This is a genomic window from Haloplanus aerogenes, assembly GCF_003856835.1.
GTDB lineage: Archaea > Halobacteriota > Halobacteria > Halobacteriales > Haloferacaceae > Haloplanus > Haloplanus aerogenes.
This window is the reverse complement of sequence record NZ_CP034145.1, coordinates 2,213,024-2,231,185: the sequence shown is the minus strand read 5'-3', so window position 1 is coordinate 2,231,185 and position 18,162 is coordinate 2,213,024. Positions and strand designations below refer to the sequence as shown.

At 61.5% G+C, this 18,162-nt stretch carries 16 protein-coding genes and 1 pseudogene; 10 read left to right on the top strand and 7 right to left on the bottom strand.

All coding sequences use genetic code 11. The features are described 5' to 3' along the window. Positions 1-139 precede the first annotated feature (139 nt). From DU502_RS11405 to DU502_RS11395, 3 genes are all read left to right on the top strand, one after another. Positions 140-517, top strand: a complete 378-nt coding sequence (locus DU502_RS11405; protein ID WP_121921876.1) for a DUF555 domain-containing protein — start codon at positions 140-142, stop codon at positions 515-517. A gap of 102 nt (positions 518-619) precedes the next feature. After that, positions 620-1,951: a Trk system potassium transporter TrkA gene (trkA, locus tag DU502_RS11400; protein ID WP_121921875.1), complete on the top strand. Its 1,332-nt coding sequence runs from the start codon at positions 620-622 to the stop codon at positions 1,949-1,951. 95 nt (positions 1,952-2,046) lie between these two features. Next, positions 2,047-3,582 carry a TrkH family potassium uptake protein gene (locus DU502_RS11395; RefSeq protein ID WP_121921874.1) on the top strand — a complete coding sequence of 512 codons (1,536 nt, stop codon included), beginning with the start codon at positions 2,047-2,049 and terminating at the stop codon, positions 3,580-3,582. A 580-nt stretch (positions 3,583-4,162) separates the two neighbouring features. Here DU502_RS11395 and DU502_RS11390 read toward each other — a convergent pair. The 3 genes from DU502_RS11390 to DU502_RS11380 all read right to left on the bottom strand — a co-directional run bounded on the left by DU502_RS11390 (position 4,163) and on the right by DU502_RS11380 (position 7,490). Next, a complete protein-coding gene (locus tag DU502_RS11390) occupies positions 4,163-4,876 on the bottom strand; it encodes a universal stress protein (protein WP_121921873.1) in 714 nt (237 codons plus the stop codon). Between the two features lie 452 nt (positions 4,877-5,328). After that, positions 5,329-6,057, bottom strand: a complete 729-nt coding sequence (locus DU502_RS11385) for a universal stress protein (RefSeq protein WP_121921872.1) — start codon at positions 6,055-6,057, stop codon at positions 5,329-5,331. 2 nt (positions 6,058-6,059) lie between these two features. Continuing rightward, positions 6,060-7,490 (bottom strand): APC family permease, encoded by a 1,431-nt coding sequence (locus DU502_RS11380; RefSeq protein WP_121921871.1) that lies wholly within the window; start codon positions 7,488-7,490, stop codon positions 6,060-6,062. Positions 7,491-7,550: 60 nt separating this feature from the next. Here DU502_RS11380 and DU502_RS11375 point away from each other — a divergent pair, with 60 nt between their 5' ends. Continuing rightward, complete coding sequence (locus DU502_RS11375; RefSeq protein WP_199722772.1) at positions 7,551-7,763, top strand: hypothetical protein; 213 nt, start codon at positions 7,551-7,553, stop codon at positions 7,761-7,763. Between the two features lie 69 nt (positions 7,764-7,832). On the opposite strand, the gene DU502_RS11370 is transcribed toward DU502_RS11375, so the two are convergent. Together DU502_RS11370 and DU502_RS11365 are read right to left on the bottom strand one after the other, a co-directional pair. Next, positions 7,833-9,458: a potassium channel family protein gene (locus DU502_RS11370; RefSeq protein ID WP_121921870.1), complete on the bottom strand. Its 1,626-nt coding sequence runs from the start codon at positions 9,456-9,458 to the stop codon at positions 7,833-7,835. Between the two features lie 138 nt (positions 9,459-9,596). Beyond that, entirely contained in the window at positions 9,597-10,643 is a 1,047-nt protein-coding gene (locus tag DU502_RS11365; RefSeq protein ID WP_121921869.1) for a DHH family phosphoesterase, read from the bottom strand. 461 nt (positions 10,644-11,104) lie between these two features. Between DU502_RS11365 and DU502_RS11360 the strand changes: the two genes are divergently transcribed. Beyond that, entirely contained in the window at positions 11,105-11,461 is a 357-nt protein-coding gene (locus DU502_RS11360) for a hypothetical protein (RefSeq protein ID WP_121921868.1), read from the top strand. A gap of 35 nt (positions 11,462-11,496) precedes the next feature. Here DU502_RS11360 and DU502_RS11355 read toward each other — a convergent pair whose 3' ends face one another. Both DU502_RS11355 and DU502_RS11350 read right to left on the bottom strand, forming a co-directional pair. Next, entirely contained in the window at positions 11,497-13,191 is a 1,695-nt protein-coding gene (locus DU502_RS11355; RefSeq protein ID WP_121921867.1) for a potassium transporter TrkG, read from the bottom strand. A 1-nt stretch (position 13,192) separates the two neighbouring features. Continuing rightward, positions 13,193-13,876 carry a potassium channel family protein gene (locus tag DU502_RS11350; RefSeq protein ID WP_121921866.1) on the bottom strand — a complete coding sequence of 228 codons (684 nt, stop codon included), beginning with the start codon at positions 13,874-13,876 and terminating at the stop codon, positions 13,193-13,195. A 466-nt stretch (positions 13,877-14,342) separates the two neighbouring features. Here DU502_RS11350 and DU502_RS18875 point away from each other — a divergent pair. From DU502_RS18875 to DU502_RS11325, 5 genes and pseudogenes are all read left to right on the top strand, one after another. Next, positions 14,343-14,822 (top strand): annotated as a pseudogene (locus DU502_RS18875) (AAA family ATPase); the annotation flags it as partial. Between the two features lie 219 nt (positions 14,823-15,041). Next, positions 15,042-15,575: a DUF7342 family protein gene (locus DU502_RS18705; RefSeq protein ID WP_241966862.1), complete on the top strand. Its 534-nt coding sequence runs from the start codon at positions 15,042-15,044 to the stop codon at positions 15,573-15,575. 8 nt (positions 15,576-15,583) lie between these two features. Next, a complete protein-coding gene (locus DU502_RS11335; RefSeq protein WP_121921863.1) occupies positions 15,584-16,018 on the top strand; it encodes a hypothetical protein in 435 nt (144 codons plus the stop codon). Between the two features lie 113 nt (positions 16,019-16,131). After that, positions 16,132-16,758 (top strand): hypothetical protein, encoded by a 627-nt coding sequence (locus tag DU502_RS11330; protein ID WP_121921862.1) that lies wholly within the window; start codon positions 16,132-16,134, stop codon positions 16,756-16,758. Then, entirely contained in the window at positions 16,755-18,050 is a 1,296-nt protein-coding gene (locus DU502_RS11325; protein ID WP_121921861.1) for a hypothetical protein, read from the top strand. Before DU502_RS11330 ends, DU502_RS11325 begins: the two co-directional genes overlap by 4 nt. The last annotated feature ends 112 nt before the right edge of the window (positions 18,051-18,162 follow it).

The window sequence follows — 18,162 nt, the reverse complement described above, 5'->3', positions numbered from 1 at the left end:
AACCTCGATGAGACGAGATGCACAACGAATGGCGCCGATCCATCGCTTTCTAAGTGATATATACGATACCGAGCCAGACCGGGCCGATGAGGCGGACGACAACGCCGATCGACCAGCAGTCAGCAGCGCAGGGTAGACGATGAGCCGCTCCGAACAGTACTGGGTGACGCTGTCGGTCCCGTGGCTCGTTCGAGGCGCCCACGCGGTACAGGACACGATCAATATCGCCGTCAGTGGGGTCGGAACACGTGTGAGCGAAGCGGATGCCCCACACGTTGATCACTGCGACATCAGCATCCAGACGCTCTCCTGTACGACCTGTGGGACGCCGATGGAGGCGGTACTCGTCGTGGCCGAGACAGCGCTCGTCGGCCTCACGCTTGAGTGTACCGTCACAGCACGACCAACCGAGGACGCCGAACAAACCAGCCGGCGTGAACTCGGGACGGCGTTCGACGGCACACCGCTCGTCCCGGTCGGGACTGTCAGGGCAGAACCCCGCTTGGATGCGGAGTGATCTCTCGTGAGACCGCTAGAGAACCTCGATCACCCACAGAGGGAAATACACTTCACTGCGCCGAAGAAATCAATCGATTATGTGTGACGTGGGGGATCTCTTATGTATGTCGTGATAGTCGGGGCGGGGGAAGTCGGGACGGCCATCGCCGAAAGTCTCGCCGAGACCCACAATGTCGCCGTCATCGATATCGACGGGAACCGCGTCGAGGCGCTGATGTACGACACTGATATCCTCGGTATCGAGGGTGACGGGACCGATCTCGACACGCTGGAGGAAGCCGACATCGAGGACGCAGACATCCTCATCGCCAGCACCGACGACGACGAGACGAACATCGTCACCTGTAGCACCGCGATGACAGTCACCGACGCGTTCACCATCTCCCGGGTCAAGAGTGCGAAATTCCTGCGAACGTGGCAGCAATCGGAGCGTGCGTTCGGAATCGATCACATGGTCGCGACGAATCTCTTGGCTGCCGAAACCATCGCACGGATCGTCGGCTTACCGGCGGCACAGGACGTCGAGATGTTCGTCGATGGACTCGTTCAGATGGCCGAATTCGAGATTTCGGAATCGAGTCCCGTCGCCAACCTGACCGTCGAGGAGGCCGACCGCTACGAATCGCTCACGTTCGCCGCCGTGTTACGTGAGGACGCGGTGATCATCCCTCGCGGGGAGACGGTCTTGGAACCCGGGGACGACGTGATCGTCATCGGGAGTCCCGATAGCATCCACACGTTCGCGCACGAACTCGAACCCGACACCGACGGAACTCCCAACATTCTCGTCGTCGGTGGCGGCGATATCGGCTACCACACTGCTCGTCTCTTACAGGAGCGTGGACTGAAACCCCGGCTCGTCGAGCAGGATCACGACAGGGCTCGGGAACTCGCCGAAGCACTCAGTGGAACCACCGTACTGGAGAGCGATGCGACGGATCGGGAATTCCTCGAACGGGAACACATCGACGATGTCGATATCGTCATTGCGGCACTCGATAACGACGAGAAGAACCTGCTCGTCGGCCTCCTCGCCAAACGTCTCGGTGCCGAACGAGCCGTCGCAGTCGTCGATTCGGGCGGGTACGTCGACCTGTTCGAGGAGGTCGGCATCGACGTGGCAGTCAATCCACGCGAAGCGACCGCCGAAGAGATAACACGCTTCACTCGCGAATACCAGGCCGAAAACGTCGCGATCATCGAATCCGACCGTGCGGAAGTTCTCGAAATCGAGATCACCGAAGAGAGCGTACTCGTCGACCGGCCCATCCGCGAATCCGTCGCCGACCTCCCGGATGGGGTGGTCATCGGATCGATCGCCCGCAACGGCACGTTGGTCATCCCCCGGGGAGACACCGTCGTCGAGCGTGGCGACCACGTGGTCGTGTTCGTCGAAATCGACTCGCTGGAGGAAGCCAGCAGTAAACTGTAGCTGCTCCATCGTCGATCCCGATGACGAGCATGGTGAGAACGGGAGATTTTTCCGGATTCGAAGGGAGGACGTGGCACAATGGACGGTGACTAGTGATGGCGGTTCGAGTCAACTGGCGACAGAGCGTTGCGTTCACCGGCACGGTCGTCAAGTATCTCGCCGTCGCCATGCTCGTCCCGTTGGCTATCGGTCTCCTCTACGGAGAGGATGTCGTCGTCTTCCTCTTCTCGATTGGTATCGCAGTCGTCATCGGCCTCGCGCTGGAACGCCTCGACGACGATCCGCAACTCGGCGCTCGCGAAGCGCTCCTCTTCGTGGCACTCGCGTGGGGGGCCGTCGCCCTCGTCGGGGCCGTTCCGTACGTCATCGCCGGGTACGGTACCGAATCGACGCTCCGCTATCCGGTCAACGCGTTGTTCGAGTCGATGTCCGGCTTCACCACCACCGGCGCGACGGTCCTCGGCGCAATCTCGCTCGAACGGCACTCTCACGCGCTGTTGATGTGGCGGCAACTCACCCAGTGGCTCGGCGGCATGGGGATCATCGTGCTGATGGTCGCCATCCTCCCCGAGGCCGCAGTCAACGGCGCACAACTGATCGAGTCGGAAGCGCCCGGGCCGGAACTCCAGAAATTGACGCCGAAAATCGCCGAGACCGCCCGGCTGCTCTGGCTGTTCTACCTGGGCTTCACCGCGCTGTACGTCGCCATCCTGATCGGCCTCCACTACGCCGGGATGGCACCGAACATGGACGTCTACAACGCCGTCGCCCACGGCTTCACGACGTTACCGACGGGCGGATTCTCCCCGCAGGCCGACAGCATCGCAGCGTTCTCGCCGGCCGTTCAGTGGGTCGTCATCCCCTTCATGCTCATCGCGGGGATGAACTTCGCGCTGTTTTACCTGCTGGTGCAGGACGACTACGTCGAGTTTCTCCGCGATCGTGAGCTACAGGCCTATCTCGGTGCGAACGCCGGGATGATCGTCATCCTGTGGGGGTTTCTCTTCACCGGCTCGGCTCCGCCCTTGGAACTCGGCGGCGTCACCGAGGGTGCGCTCGAGAACTCGCTTCGCCAAGCCACGTTCCAGGTCGCGTCGCTCCTGAACTCCACGGGGTACGCGACGAGTGACTTCGCACAGTGGGGGACGACCGCACAGGGCCTCCTGTTGTTCGCGATGTTCATCGGTGGCTCGGCCGGCTCCACGGGAGGTGGCGTCAAAGTCGTCCGGTGGCTGGTCGTTATCAAGGCCATTCGCCGGCAACTGTTCACGACTGCCCACCCGAACGCCATCAAACCGGTTCGCCTCGGCGGCCACGTCGTCGACGAGGAGGTCATCAGGGCGATCTACGGGTTTACCCTCCTGTACCTGCTCACCTTCGGCGTAGCGACGGTGCTCATTCTGCTCGACGCGGGCCGTGTCGGCCTCGAAATGACGACGCTGGAAGCGGTCAGTGCGAGTCTGGCCACGCTCGGGAACATCGGTCCGGGCTTCGGATTTCTGGGCCCGTTCGGAAGCTACCTTGACTTCCCGGCTACGAGCAAACTCCTGATGGTCTTCCTGATGTGGATCGGTCGACTGGAGATCATCCCCGTGTTCGTGATGTTCACCGGTGCGTTCTGGAACGAGTAATACGGTCTATTGTAAGTCCGTACCGGTGGTTCGCCCGACTATCTTGGCGAACCACTGGGAAACAGTTACAATCTCGTCCGTATCGGCGATGACGTAACCCGACCGCGATGGACTGTGTGGTATCCGACGTAGCCGCCACCGGCGATCACGACTCGGAACCCAGTACCCGGGAGCACGGGATTTCTCGGGGTGACCGAGTGGGTCTTGCGGTCGAAATCCGGCTGTGTTCCCCAGTCCGGCATAGCATACCTCTGCAGTACACGATTCTTCGGTACCGTCCACGAGAGTGGGGACGTCGCTTCCGGGGAGCCAAACGAGGTGGAATTCAACGGCTTTGTTGAAATCCTCATCTGTTGATAGTTCGCTAAGGGCGTGCTGAATACAGAGCGCGAATGCAGTAGAACGGCTGGTCTGACAGAGAAGTCATGAGTGAACACACGGCGGACACTTACCGGCCGATGGTGAGCTGATTTCGATAATCAGACAATTGGAGACAAACAACATCTCCGGAATCAATTTTCCAGTACTGAAATCAGAAAGAAACATCAAGTGACGATAGAATCTGTATGTTCTCGATAAGTCATGTAACTGTCAGCACCGTTGAGTGCGCTCGATCAGTAATTTGGTTCGAAACCGGACCGAACACTTGATCTTTGAAGCCGGGTTCTTCTGTCCTCCCAAGAACCGTCAGATCGTAATTCCGAGCAGCTGTCACGAGTTCGTGCTCGGGATCATCGGACAATTGAATCTGGAGATGGATGACTGCCGGATTCACACCACGATCTACGAGTTCGGATTTCATGGCCTTGAGCGCTTCACGACCGGTGACTGTCGCCTCAGATTCGGACTCGGATTCAGACTCGGGAGCGACATGCAACAGCGTAACGTGAATGATTCGTTTACGGTCAATAAGATCGATGAACTCGGCCATTTTTTCAACGTTTCGGGTGTCTCGGAGACCGACCAAAATTCTCCCGACAGTATTGACACCGCCGGGAGTCAAGACACCATCAATCTGGTCGCGATTGGCCCACTCGTTTCTGGTCTCGATCATACTGTCACCCGTAACTACGTGCTGCTCAACCTGCATCCCCTGTTCTTCGAACTTAGCGGTGATCTCCTCAAGTGTCGTCTCGATTTCGGCCTCTCGGTCCGTCTGTGACTCGTCGCTATCCACCGTGGAATGAAATCCAACCAGCGTGATATCCATGTACGAGAGAGATTTCAGCAGTCCAAGCGAGGGACGCGTCGGCTTGGGGAATTCTAAGAATACGAGAAGATTCTGATGCTCCATAGGCTGCGTTTTCTGTCTGTATGGATATAAATCCTGACCAACCTTTATCTGATTGAAATATTGGCTCAGGTATATCACTACGACGTATCCGACTTTGTCACGATTCTCGGAGTGGCTGTATTCTCCCCGGATGGAATTACCGAGGAGACTCTACAGGGATTCGGTTGGTGTAGAAGCCGAGCAACCGTAATCATAGAGGCATATGCGCGCTTGTTGTACATTCTGAATACAGTGTATAGGCCTTGTTTAGACGCTCCTGAAGACGTAGGTTAGTGGCTATGTTGGGTGAACAGAATTAGCCTGTGAATGCCTCTCTTTCCAATTTCGCTGTTCGGACAACGATCGGAAAGAGTGATCCGCACCGCGTCTAAACAAGGCTCAGTGTATATTCAGCACGTCATTCGTATCAATCCAACAGAGAGCCCGCACCCACAGGACCACCGAGGTCGGTATCACTCCGTCCCTTCGGAGGGTTCGCGCTGAACCACGAGGACGGGTCCGAGAAACCGGTCGGCAACCTGGTCGGCCGGCATCCCGAACACGAACGTCGCCAGTGAGGGGTCGGATTCACCCATGACGACGACGTCGAACGCATCGGCTGCATCGACGATCGCGTCGAAGGCCGCCTGATCGCGCTCGACGCGCGTCTCGATCCTCGAGGCGTCCATACCCAGGTCCTTCAGCCGATTCACTATCCCATCCAGAAGTGTCCCGACGTCCTCGTCCGTCTCGTCCGGTTCGGCGACGTGGTATAGCGTCACCGACGCGTCCGTCATCCCGAACAGGCCTGCGACGACGTGGGCGATGCGGTCGACCCCCACGGTCCCACGGACGGCGACGAGTACGTCTTCGACCGACCCCGTCGCGTTCGGAACGAGTGCGGCCAGACAGTCGTGCTCGGTCGTCATCCGGTCGATCGTCTTCTGGCCGTCGTGGGTGAACACGAGTCGCCGCTCGACGGTCGCCCCTGCCTCCTCGAACATCGCCTGGTACTCGTCGAGCCGCTCCGTGGCCCGGTCCTCGAACTGCATCTGTGCCTGTCCCGTCGCCGTCTGTTCCGGAATGACGTGGTAGCCAAGCAGGACGACGTGGCCGTTCGCGAGGAGATCGGGCACCCCCTCCGGGATCGACTCCCCCTCGAGCACGCGAATCGGGACGAGTATGGATGGTCGGTCAGTCATAGTTAGACATCCCCTTTGAGTGTCACGTTCCCAGCGTAATAACGGTACCAGAGGTAGGAGACGAGCATCACCACGATGCCGATACCGATCGACGCGGGCTGCATGAAGGCAATCAGTCCGAAGCTCGCGAGCGCCCCCACGGCCGGGACCACGGGATACCCCGGCACCCGGTAGCTGGGGGCGTACCATTCGGGACTCCGTCGTCGCAACACGATCAGGGCGACACACATCAGCCCGTACATGATCAGGTGGAGGAACGAGGCGACCTCCGCGAGCAGTTCGACCTGGCCGGTCGCGACGAGGGCGAGGATCGGGCCACCGGCGGCGAGTAGCGCGACGTGTGGCGTCCCGTACCGGAGGTTGATCTCGCTCGCTTTTCTGGGAAGCAGGGCGTCGCGACTCAGCGCGTACACCGCCCGCGAGGCACTGAGAATCGACGCATTCGCACTCGAGAACGTCGCCAGCAATCCGGCACCCAGAATCGCGACTGCGCCCGGGAGTCCGAGGAAGTCACGGGCAACCTCGACCATCGCCGTCTCCCCGAACTGGCCCAGCCGCTCGGCTCCGAACGCACTGGTCGCGACGAAGATCGTCACGACGTAGAAGACGGTGACGATCAGGACCGATCCGACCATCGCCAGCGGGAGATTCCGACCCGGCTGTTTGATCTCGCCCGCGACGGTCGCGACTTGGGCGAACCCCAGATACGACGTGAACACGAGTGCCGCGGTCGTCAACACCGGAAAGTACCCTCTCGAAAAGAACTGCTCCGGAACGGTTCCACTGCCGAACACCCCCACAGCGTCGAGAACGCCGTACGAGAGAAAGCCTGTGAGCACCACGAGGAGGATTCCGACCACCACGTTCTGAATCTTCGCGGTGTTCTCCGTCCCACCGATACTCAATGCCGTCAGTGCGGCGCCGAACAGCAGTCCGATCCCGATGACGGGACTGAACGGGAGTCCGATACCGAGTTCGGCGAAGACGGCGCTCGCGTAGTGGCCGAGCCCGACGAGATAGAACGCGGAGGCGAACATCAGACCCAGCCACAGCCCCAGCCCGACGATCGCCCCGTAGGCCGTCCCCATCCCCCGCGAGATGAAGTAGTAGCCACCACCGCTCCGGGGCATCGCCGTGGCGAGTTCCGAGGTTGGCAGCGCCACGAGCAACGCGATCAGTCCGCCGATAGCAAACGAGAGGGTGGCCGCGAGGCCGGCGTTGGCCGCCGCCAGTCCCGGGAAGACGAAGATACCCGCTCCGATCATGGTCCCGATCCCGATTGCCAGCCCGCCGACCAACCCGATGGTCCGTTCGAGTTCGACGTCGTCGTCGTGGACCGTCGTGTCGTCGGTGACGGCTTCCGGCTCCGCGACGGGCGCCTCGCCGGCGATGTTCTTGCCCGTTGGCTCGGCGTCGGCAGGCTGTTCAGTCATACGATAGAAATAGTTTCAACTGTCGGATAAAACCGCCGACCGGCTGTACGGGGGCCAACCGTGAGCGACCCCGCGTCCGGAGAGCCTCCTGACACCGAGGGCCATTCCGACGGGTCCCCGTCAATCCCTCCGATCGGCGAGGAGGAAATCGAGGAACTGACCGCGGATAGCCTGTTCGACCCGGCAGCGACGAGCCGAATCGTCATTCTCTGGATTCTCACGCCGTCGCTCTCAGTCGTCGGGTCGTACCTCCTCTTTACCCTCGTGCTGTGAGCCGCTTACCCGACCGGGTGGCTACACACTCTGGAGCGCTTGTCTCATTATCGTCCAACAAGAGCCCCATCAAACGAACTGCGCCTGAAACCGACTGATGTTCTCGTCGATCCCGGCAACCACGAGTTCGTCCCCGGCTTCGATCACGAACGACGCTCCCGGATTGGTGACGACGCTCCCGTTTCGTTCGACGGCGACCACCGTACAGCCAGTCCGATTACGGATGTCCGCATCGGCGAGCGATTCGCCGACGGCACCGGGCGCCGTCGTCCGGATGAGTTTCAGTTGCGTCCCTGGGGAGAGGATCTCCTCGTCGAGGACGATCGACGCGAGCATCCGCCCGCTCACGGCCGCGAGCGACAGTACGTAGTCCGCGCCGGCGCGATACAGCTTCGATACGTTCTCGTGTTCGTTCGCTCGGACGATGGTCTCGATCCCGGGGTTCAGTTCCCGAATCGCGAACGTCGCGTAAATCGCCGCCGTATCGTCTGCCAGCGTGAGTACGATGGTGCCAGCATCTACAATACCCGCCTCACGGAGGACGTCTCGTTCTGTCGCATCGCCGACCACGTCGACGGCCGGGCCGTCCACGAGATCGATGGTCGTGTACTCGAACACGGTACTCGAGAGTGCGGTCGCGACGGTTCGTCCAACGACACCCATTCCCGCGACGACGACATCTCCTCGCCAGTGACGGCCTTCGGAGAGGGTCATCTCCTTCAATTGATCGAGTTCCGCCTCGCTGCCGGTCGCAACGAGAACACTTCGGGCGTCGAATCGCGCCTCCGGAGGGGGTGGACTGTGGAACGTCCCCCGAATCCACACCCCGATGATGGCTGCTCCCGTCCGTTCGAAGACGCCGCTGTCCGCGATGGTCTGGCCGATCAGTTCGCTCCCGCTCTGCAGCGGGAACTCCGCGATGTCGAAGTCCTCGTCGATCTCGACGGCTTCGATGGCTTCCGGATCGAATGTGCCGACCGCTTTGCCCGCGAGCTGTTTCCCCAGTATTTGCTTGGGTGAGAGTACGTGGTCGGCCCCCGCGTACCGGTGATAGTCCGCAGTATTCGGGTCCTCGGTCAGGCTGACCGTCCGTACGTCGGGGTTGATCTCGCGCGCCGAGAGGAGAACGCTCGGGTTCGTCTCGTCGTCGACGTTCGCGATGAGCGCGTCGGCGTACTCCAGCCGAGCCGATCGGAGTGTTACATCCGATTCGGGATCTCCAAATATCACCGTATACCCTGACGTGTAGAGGTGGTCCGCCGCCTCCCGATCGTCCTCGATAATGACGTACTCGACGCCGCGTTCGGTGAGTTCGTCGATGAGGACCTCTTCACGAGGCCCGTAGTTACAGAGGATGACGTGATCATCGATCCCACGAACCGACGAGGAGGCACTGGATCTGAACGCGTCCTCGAAGAGGGGGACGACGAGTACCGGGAGGGCCGCAAAAATGAGGACGAGTCCCGAGAGGGCCATGAGTGAGACGAGGTAGTTCATCTGTGGGCTCGACCAGGGAGCGTCCCCACCATACCCGACGGTGGTGACCGTCTGAACGACGACCTCGATCGAGCGATACAACGGCTGGGGCCGACCCTCCCACGTGGCCATCCCGTAGTTGTAGAGGACCACGAACCCGGAGAGCACGCTGACGACGATGAGAAGATAGTAGGCGGTGAGACGTGTTCGCTGGTCCATATTATCGGGTATCGGCGATCACGAACATAATAGCCGGTCCCCTGCCAGCGACTGCTCGATCAACGGCGCCCACCGATGGCACCCACGACGGGCGGGGGGTCGGAGATGGGTGTCGGAGACTGAGTGACACTGTCCGCATTACTCGTCTTCGCCGTCCGCCTTGGTCCGTGTCTCCGCCTCTGTCGTGAGATTGAGTTCGGCAACGAGACGAGCAGTCATGACCTGGTCGACGATTGCGAATAGCTGCGTGTCGTCAGTCGTATAGTCCGCGAAAATACCGAGCGGTACTTCGCCGCCGGCCATCTCGCGGTGGCCGCCGGCACTGCCGACATCCGAAAACGCGCCGTCGAGCACGTTACCGATGTGGATCCGAGAATCGGTCGACCGCGCCGAGAGCTGAACCCCGTCCTCCACGATGCCGAACACGATGGCCGTCTCGACGCCCTCCAAGGTCGCGAGGTAGTCGGCCGCCTGGGGTAACGCGTCACGCTCGCTCGTCCGACCGATCCCCGAGATGAGGACCGACCCCCGCACGGTCCGATTCGTGATCGCCTCCGCGATTGCATCGACGGTCGCCCCGGTGATTGACGGCGTCGAGAGGGTCCGAAGTAACGCACCGTCCGCGTGTTCGTGGAGCCAGCCCGCAGCGTCGTACTCGGCGCTGGTCACGCCGCGGAGGAACCCGAGCGTCTCGCGACGGATCGCGAACAGGAGGGCCGTCCCGAGGGCGGCGTCCATCTCGGTGGCCAACTCTCGTACGTACTCCGTCAGAATCGTCGCCGTCGCGCCGACTTGCTCGCGGTGATCGATGAATCGTGCCTCGATACCCTCGTTCGGATGGTGATCGATCACGATGTCGACTGGGGTACCCTCCGGGACCCGATTGTTCGCCCCCGGAACCGCATGATCGACGAACGCGAGCAGTGACCCCTCCGGCCGGTCTTGGACGGCTGCGGGATCGAAGGGTTTCAGGTCGATGTCGAGGAGATTGACGAACGCTCGGTTCTGCTGATGGGAGATATCACCGCTGTACAGAATGTGGTGTTCGTCGATGCCGGCAGCCATCGCGATTCGGCCCAGCGCGAACGCGCTCGCGAGACAGTCCGGATCGGGGTTGTTGTGACAGACGATGGTGAGTTCCTCGCCGTCAGCGAGGAGTTCTTCGAGCTCCTGTGCAGGATGCATAACTCATCATTGTGACGGATATCACAAGCGTCTACTGCCTCAAATCAGTCTTCGACCGTCGACGGTTGCGGACAGCATCGTCCATCTCATCGAACGGTACACCGTCGCTCCGTGGGGATATATCAGAGGGATTACCGAGGACGCTGTCCGCACAACCGTCAATTCGGTCCGTGAGAAGCTCCTTGCCGAGGACGATTGTGGCACACGATCTACTAATGATCTCGACGTGAGACCGTCTCGTGAATCGACTTGGCGTCACCCCCGTAGAGCCGGAGTACAGCACACCGGTGCGACTCGTGTTCAGGGTAGTCCGTCGACTGGGGCGTAGTGCTCTGCGATCCGCTCCGCTCCCGCCAGAATGGCTCTGAGGTGTCGATCCGTCATGGCTCGGTGGAGGCTGGAATACGCCTCCGCTGTGGTCGTGGCGACGTATTATGTGTTCCCGGAGTGAATCCCTCACTATGACTGACGCTACGGACACACCGACTCCTCCGGATGGATTACCCGAATCGCTTGCGTCGGAGCTTGGCCAGCTCACGCCCGAGGAACTCCGTAACACGATCATTCACGCTCAGGAACTGCTCCAGTTTCACCAGGAGACGACATCTCCGATCGAACCCGGTCCGGGGGAAGATATCCTTCGAGCGACCGAACGTGATGGGTTTACTGAAGTCGTGAAGCAGTTTTCGTGTGCCGACGGCTGTGAGGACTGTCCGCACGGTCCCTACCTCTATCACGTCCGTGAGGAAGCCCGTCCGGAAGGAGGGACGCACCTCCACTGGACGTTCGTGGGTTCCGTGAGTGCCGACGACGAATGAACCGGAAGACACTCTGATAACTCGTCGCCCGAGTGTCAGGGGTCCAGTCCGTACAGTCCGGCACGGACGAACACGAGTACCGGGATGATCTCCAACCGGCCGACCCACATGTTGAGGACGAACATCCCTTCGGCGATCGGCGACATCCCCGGCCCAGTGATGCCGGTGGAGAGGCCGACGTTGCCCTGTGCGCTGGCGACTTCGAACAGTGCGTCGGCGTAGCCGAAGTCGGGTCCGACGACGTTGACGAGGACGACGCTACTGGTGACGAGAACGATGAGCCACAGGAGCGTGACGATGGCCGCTTCGCTGAACTCGCGTTCCATCACCTCGCGGTCGAGCGTTCTGTCGCCGATGCGAGCGGTTACGACGGCGTTTGTCGGGAGGAACACACGCGAGAACTGCCAGATGATGCCGCGGGCGATTGTGTATCCGCGGATGATCTTGATGCCGCCGACGGTGGAGCCGGCAGCACCCCCGAGGACCATCGCTCCCACGACCAGTACCTTGGCACCGGCGAGCCAGCGACCGATCGGCGCCGACTGGAATCCGGTACACGTTAGCGCACTGATCCACTGGAACGTCGAATCCCGAATCGCGTCGAGTTGCGCCCCGTCCAGTGCCGGAACCGAGAACGACAGGAACGATCGGGTAGCGAACGCGCCCGACGTCGACGGGACCGATAGCACGTTCTGTAGCGAGAGGGAAGCGACGCCCAGTCCGAGGAGTACGAGTAGCCAGCGTGTCTGTAGGTCGGCGGCCAGTTCGCGCACCTTCCGGTCCCGAAGGACGACGTAGTGGACGGGGAAAGCGATGGCTCCGAGGATCATGATCGGGAGGAGTACCGCCTCGACGAGCGGGGAGTTGTACGTCGCGATAGAGTTGTCCGTGACGGAGAAACCGCCGGTCGTGAGGGCGGTCATGGCGTGGTTCAGTGCCTGCCAAGCGACTTCCCACAGCGGGAGCGACTCGGCGTACTCGCTCTCGCTCCCGAGGATCGCCCCGAACAACAGAACGAACGCCAGGAGCGTGTACCCGACGACGAGTTTCCAGACGGTTCGGACGGTAGAGACGATACTCGGGTGGATCTTCTCTTCGCGCGCTTCGCTCCGATACAGGGCGTAACTCCCGCTTCCCGGTCGCGCGAGAATGGAGACGGTCAGGACGATGACGCCCACGCCGCCGACCCACTGGATGAACGACCGCCACCACTGAATCGCCCGGGGGAGGGAGGGTTCGTGAATCGCCATCGTCAGACCGCTCCCGGTCCACCCGCTCATGCTCTCGAAGAACGCGTGGAGCGGATTGCGGAAATAGGCGAGACTGGACAGCGTCGTGGTGCCGCCGACGCCGATCGGTTCCCACGCGCTCGTGTCCGTCCCCAGAGGAACGAACGTATCCATCACTGCGGGTGGCGTCACCCACGCGGTCAACAGGAACGGGAGTGCCCCGAACGTGGCGACTGCAAGCCAGCCACCGGCGGCGATGACCATTCCATGTTTCATTTTGGGCGGGGGCGCGTCCACGAACCCCCGATTGGCGAGGCCACCGACGGCCGCAGTCACCCCGCCCGCGAGCAAACAACCGAGCGCGGCGTGAAACTCCCGAAATCCGAGCGCGATGATCGTCGTGACGGTCATCAGTCCGGCTTCCATCAACAGGAGCGAACCGATGTCTCGCGTGATAATCTTCAGATCCGTCGAGAGCCAATCGCCGTGCCGCCCGGACATATTAGCTCTGATCCTCGGTGTGGCCGAAGATATCCGTCACTTCGGGTGTCGCACCTTCACCCGAGTAGACCGTGAGTAGATCGCCCGCCTCGATGCGCGTGTTTCCGCGAGGCGTGATCGGCTCGCCGTCGCCGTCGCGCTCGATGGCGACGATCAACATCTGGCCGCCGATGAGACCCGCCTCGTCGGCTTCCCGCAACGTCTTGCCCGCGATCGGTGCGTCGGCCTCGACGGTGATTTCGAACACCTCTGCCTGCTCGCCGATACGCATGAAATCGACGATAGACGGACGCTTGACCGATCGATAGAGATATTCGGCGATGAGGCGCTGGGGATTCTGCATCGTGTTGACGCCGATTTGCCGGAACACGTTCATGTGGTCGGGGTTGTGGACGACCGAGACGATGGTTGGCACGTCCAGTTCCTGTGCCAGCAGGCAGACCATGATGTTCGTCGCGTCCTGGTCGGTCGTCGAAATGAGTGCGTCTGCACGTTCGGCACCCGCGTCCTGTAACGTATCTTTGATCGTGGCATCGTCGTTGATGACGAGGCAATCGTACTGTCTCGACGCCCGTTCGGCCCGCTCTTCGTCGCGTTCGATGACGACGACTTCGTTGCCCCCGGTAGTCGCAATTTCGATGAGGGGTGTGCCGATGTCGCCTGCCCCAACGATCACGAGATACATCTTCCGTAGTGTTCTACATCCCCAGTTGAAATATCCCGCTCTTTCTCACGCACCGGACGCCGGTGATCAGTCACAACGATCCGTACGAAAGGGCAGGATACGCGATCAAATCAGATGTTTCATTTGTTCTATCGCTGACTATCTTCCGAGTAAACGATCCAGAACGCCTCGTTCGTGGGCACGCTCGGCCAGCAAAATCGAACAGTCGATGTCGTCAACGAGATCGACGACTGGTGAGCCATTGACCAGTCGAGTAAAGAGTCCACGCTCGCTTGCGCCGGCGATTACCAGTGTCGCGTCCTCGGCTGCGTGGGCGATGACCGACTCAACGTCCCCCGTTTCGACGCGTTGCTCGGCGTCCCCCAGACCGTGACTCGTCGCCGAGTAGCCCGACCTGATCGATCTTCTCGCTCCGGGGCTCCCAGAGTTCGACGACTTCGGCGACGACGTCGCCGGTTATTACGAAGTGAAGGAACGACTCGCAGAAGAGGTCCTCCAGCCGGTCCAAGCAGCGGCACGGGGTGACGACCGATACGATCGGTTCGGGATCGAACCGTCGCGAGGAATTCTCTTCTATGGACCCCCGGGAACGGGCAAAACCATGTTCGCCCGGACTCTTGCTGGTGAACTCGATATCCCGTTCGTTGAGCTAGGGCCTGCAGACGTAACCAGCAAGTGGATCAACGAAGGGCCTCAGCGGGTCCGCCAGCTCTTCGCGGAAGCCGAAGCAGTCGGCCCCTGCGTGATCTTCCTCGACGAGGCCGAACACCTATTTGGCGGTCGCGATGTCGGCGCTGGGGGAGCGCACGCCGAGGACAGGAAGATCACCAGCGAGCTGCTCGTCCATCTCACTGCCGACGATCGAACGGCGATCGTCGTCGGCGCAACGAATCGGCCCGAGGACATCGACCCTGCAATTCTTCGGCCTGGGCGACTCGCGACGCACGTCGAGATCGGACTTCCGGGAGAGTCATCACGCGATATTCCAGTCGAAATTGAGGGGGTTCCACACGAACTCATCGGGGACCAGCTGGCACAACTCGCGAGTAATACTGTCGGCCTCAGCGGTGCTGACATCGAGGAACTCGTCACAGAGGCCAAGCGCCGAGTAACGGATACTATTCCTGAAAGCAAGAACTATATCAGTAGCTCTGCAAAATTGCGTATGGCCGGGACAGAATCTCCCGATGACCCGCCATCCTTCGAGGAGCCGTTCAGTGGCGACGATGTCGAACAGCGCATCTACGGAACTATCCTCCAGACCCGTGAGCCGACGACAGTGAGGGCCATCGCGGATCAGGTCGACTGCGATCCGAAGACCGCTCGGAAGTATCTGGGCTGGTTCGCCAATCTAGGAATCGTCACCCGTCACGACGGTCATCCAACCACCTACGAACGAAATGATGCGTACTTCGAGTGGCGACGTATCAATCAGCTCGCTGCCGATCACTCCGTCGAGGAACTACAGGACCGCGTTCGTGAACTCTCGATGCGCATCTCCGAGTACGAGGAGACGTACGATGCCGCGTCACCGGCCGCAGTCGATGCCGTCGCCGTCACAGAGAGCAGCGACGAACGAACCATCGACGAGGTGTACGGCGACCTCGCTGACTGGGCAACCGCCCGCGAGGAGCGCGAGCGTCACGAACGTGCCCGCCAGCAACGCACGGGTGGCGAGCGAGAGCAAGCCTCCGGGTAGTCTGCTCGATGGTACCACCGACAGGTGATGGCGGGAGTCCCGCTCCCATCGACCGCCCCATCCTCGAGTTCATCCAGACACGGATTCAGGCCACGAGGCAAGTCTCTCAAGCGACCATCACGGATGCGAGCGGTCACCTCGAGCTCACCGTCGTCTTTACACCGGCCTACTATCCGGCGAGCGTCGACGACGCGCGGCTGTCAGTTCGCTGGTACACGAACGACGATTTCAAGCTCCACTATCGAGAGGAACACGCAGACCACGCTTGGGAGTGCCGGTGGGACCGGCACCCGAATCCCCACAATACGCGCGACCACTTCCACCCACCACCCACAGCCGCGACGCCCGGCGAGGACACCACGTGGCCGGTCGACCATCGTGACGTAGTGGCATTCGTGCTCAACGAGATCGAAGATCGGATCGCGACTCTCTGGAGTGAATAGCCACGATCCGGGCGACGGACACCAAGGTCGAGACACCCAAACCCGGCATGTCGTCCGACATCGAGAACTGACCGCCAGCCTTCTTGTCGCTCCGCGGCTATCGCCGAATCGCGATGGACCTCACGCCCTCCAGACGTGCCCTCCTCGCCAGCGTGGGTACCAGTGTCGCCACCACGTTCGCTGGCTGTAACGCCTCCGAAACGGACAGCGCAACGCCCGACGGCGGGACGCTCGTCACCGACTATACCGCTGCGATGACACGCTCGACTGGCGAGCGCCCACCCGTCGTCGCGCCACGCGAAGATACCGGTGACGCGGGGAATGCAGAGGAGACGTCGGCGACGCCCGAACCGCTCTCCATTCACACGATCGAGAGCGAAAGCGGTGCGTCGGGGTTCGAGTTCGCGGACGGCGCCACGAACGTCGCGGCCGTCCGCCGACTCATCTCGGAGACGGCGTACGCGAGCGAATCAGTGCTCGTCTACCAGACGCGGATCGGCGAGTGCTACCGGCTGAAGCTGAATTACGTCACCAGAGACCCCGACGGCGACCCGGACGTCGACTTCTGTCAAGTGATCCGAGACGCTCACACCGCCTGCGAGCGCCGTGCGCGTGACCACGTCGCCGCGTTCGTTCGCCTTCCGTTCCCCAGCAGCGAGTACGGCGGCTTCTCCCTCGGGAGTGGCGGTAGCTGCGATCCGATTCCCGAACGCTACCGCAACGGGAGTGAGTCGGCGTGAGTCGACACACCCGTCGCTCGCTGCTCGCCGCCACCGGTACTGCATTCATTGGCACGCTCGCGGGCTGTAGTGAGCTGAATCCCCTGTCGAGTGAGGAGACCGTCGAGTACGACGAGTCGGCGCTCGCGACACTCCCCAGTGATCTACCGCGAATGGCCGCCGCAATCCCCGTCCAGCCAACGTCAGCGCACCTCACCTCCGCCCGCGAGCGTGTCCATTCGCTCCTCGAAGACCCGGACACGGAGATCTCAGAGGTTCCGAACGGAGTCGTCCGCCATCGCCTCGCTCGCGAACGCGATTCGGCCCGCGCAGCCCTCGCCCAGAACGACGATGAATCCACGCGCATCGATGCACTCGCCGGTCTGACGTATCCGCGCTCGGAGGCGATGTTCGTCCACGCCGGTCTCGCCGCGTTCGACGGCGACCTCACCGCGGCGGATATCGCCGCACGTCGCGACCGCCATCATCACGACGCCGGGGCGTTCCTCGACGACTACCGATACGTTGGCCCGTCCGACGACCCAGTAGGCGCACTCACCGAACACGCTCGCATCGTGGGTTGGGGTCGCACCGGCATCCGACTCACCGAAGCAAACCGACGCCACGAGTACGAGAACACCGTTCTGCACGTTGCCGAACTCGCACAGAACATCGAGTGGGGTCGCGCGTACACCGCAGACGCCCGCCGTCTTCGGGAGCACTATGTGGCGACGCTCAACGACCAGCGCGACTACGGGAATCGGTTCTCGCGCGTCGCGGACACCCTCGTCTCGGACATCGATTCGCACGTGGACGCCCCCGACCGCGAGGCGCTGATGAGCGGAGTCGAGCGCAATATCGAGAACACCGTAGCCGCGAAACTGCTCGAAGAACTCGCGCGTAGTCGATGGAGCGGCGCGAAAATGGCTGTTGAGGACCACGACGACGGCCGAGACACACTCGCCATCGTCTCCGCGATGCGGGCACTCGCCGCGGATCGTGCCCTCGCTGACGCGATGGATATCATTTCGGACGGTGCATACAGTGTCCCCGAATCGATCGATCCGATCGAGGCGGAACGTACCGCCGCCGTTGAGGAGCTCCGCGCCCTTCTCGACACATCACCTGCGCTTCTTGCACGCCGTCTCGCCGTCTACGCTCGCAATCCGATTCGGAACGCCGATAGAGACATCCGCGAAGACACCGTCTCTTCGCCCGGACGCTACCTCTACGCGCAGTACGCCGTTGCGAACCGCTTCGCGGCCGCCGCGCCTGCCATCGTTCGACGAGTCGGGGACGTGCTCGTTGCTTGAAGAGCCCTAACACGGAGGCTGTCGTCTCCCGTTCTCAGTTACCACTAGATACCCTTGTACCCGACACTATCCGGTTACCGTGTGTAACGGTCTCATTGCTTCACTATCTTCA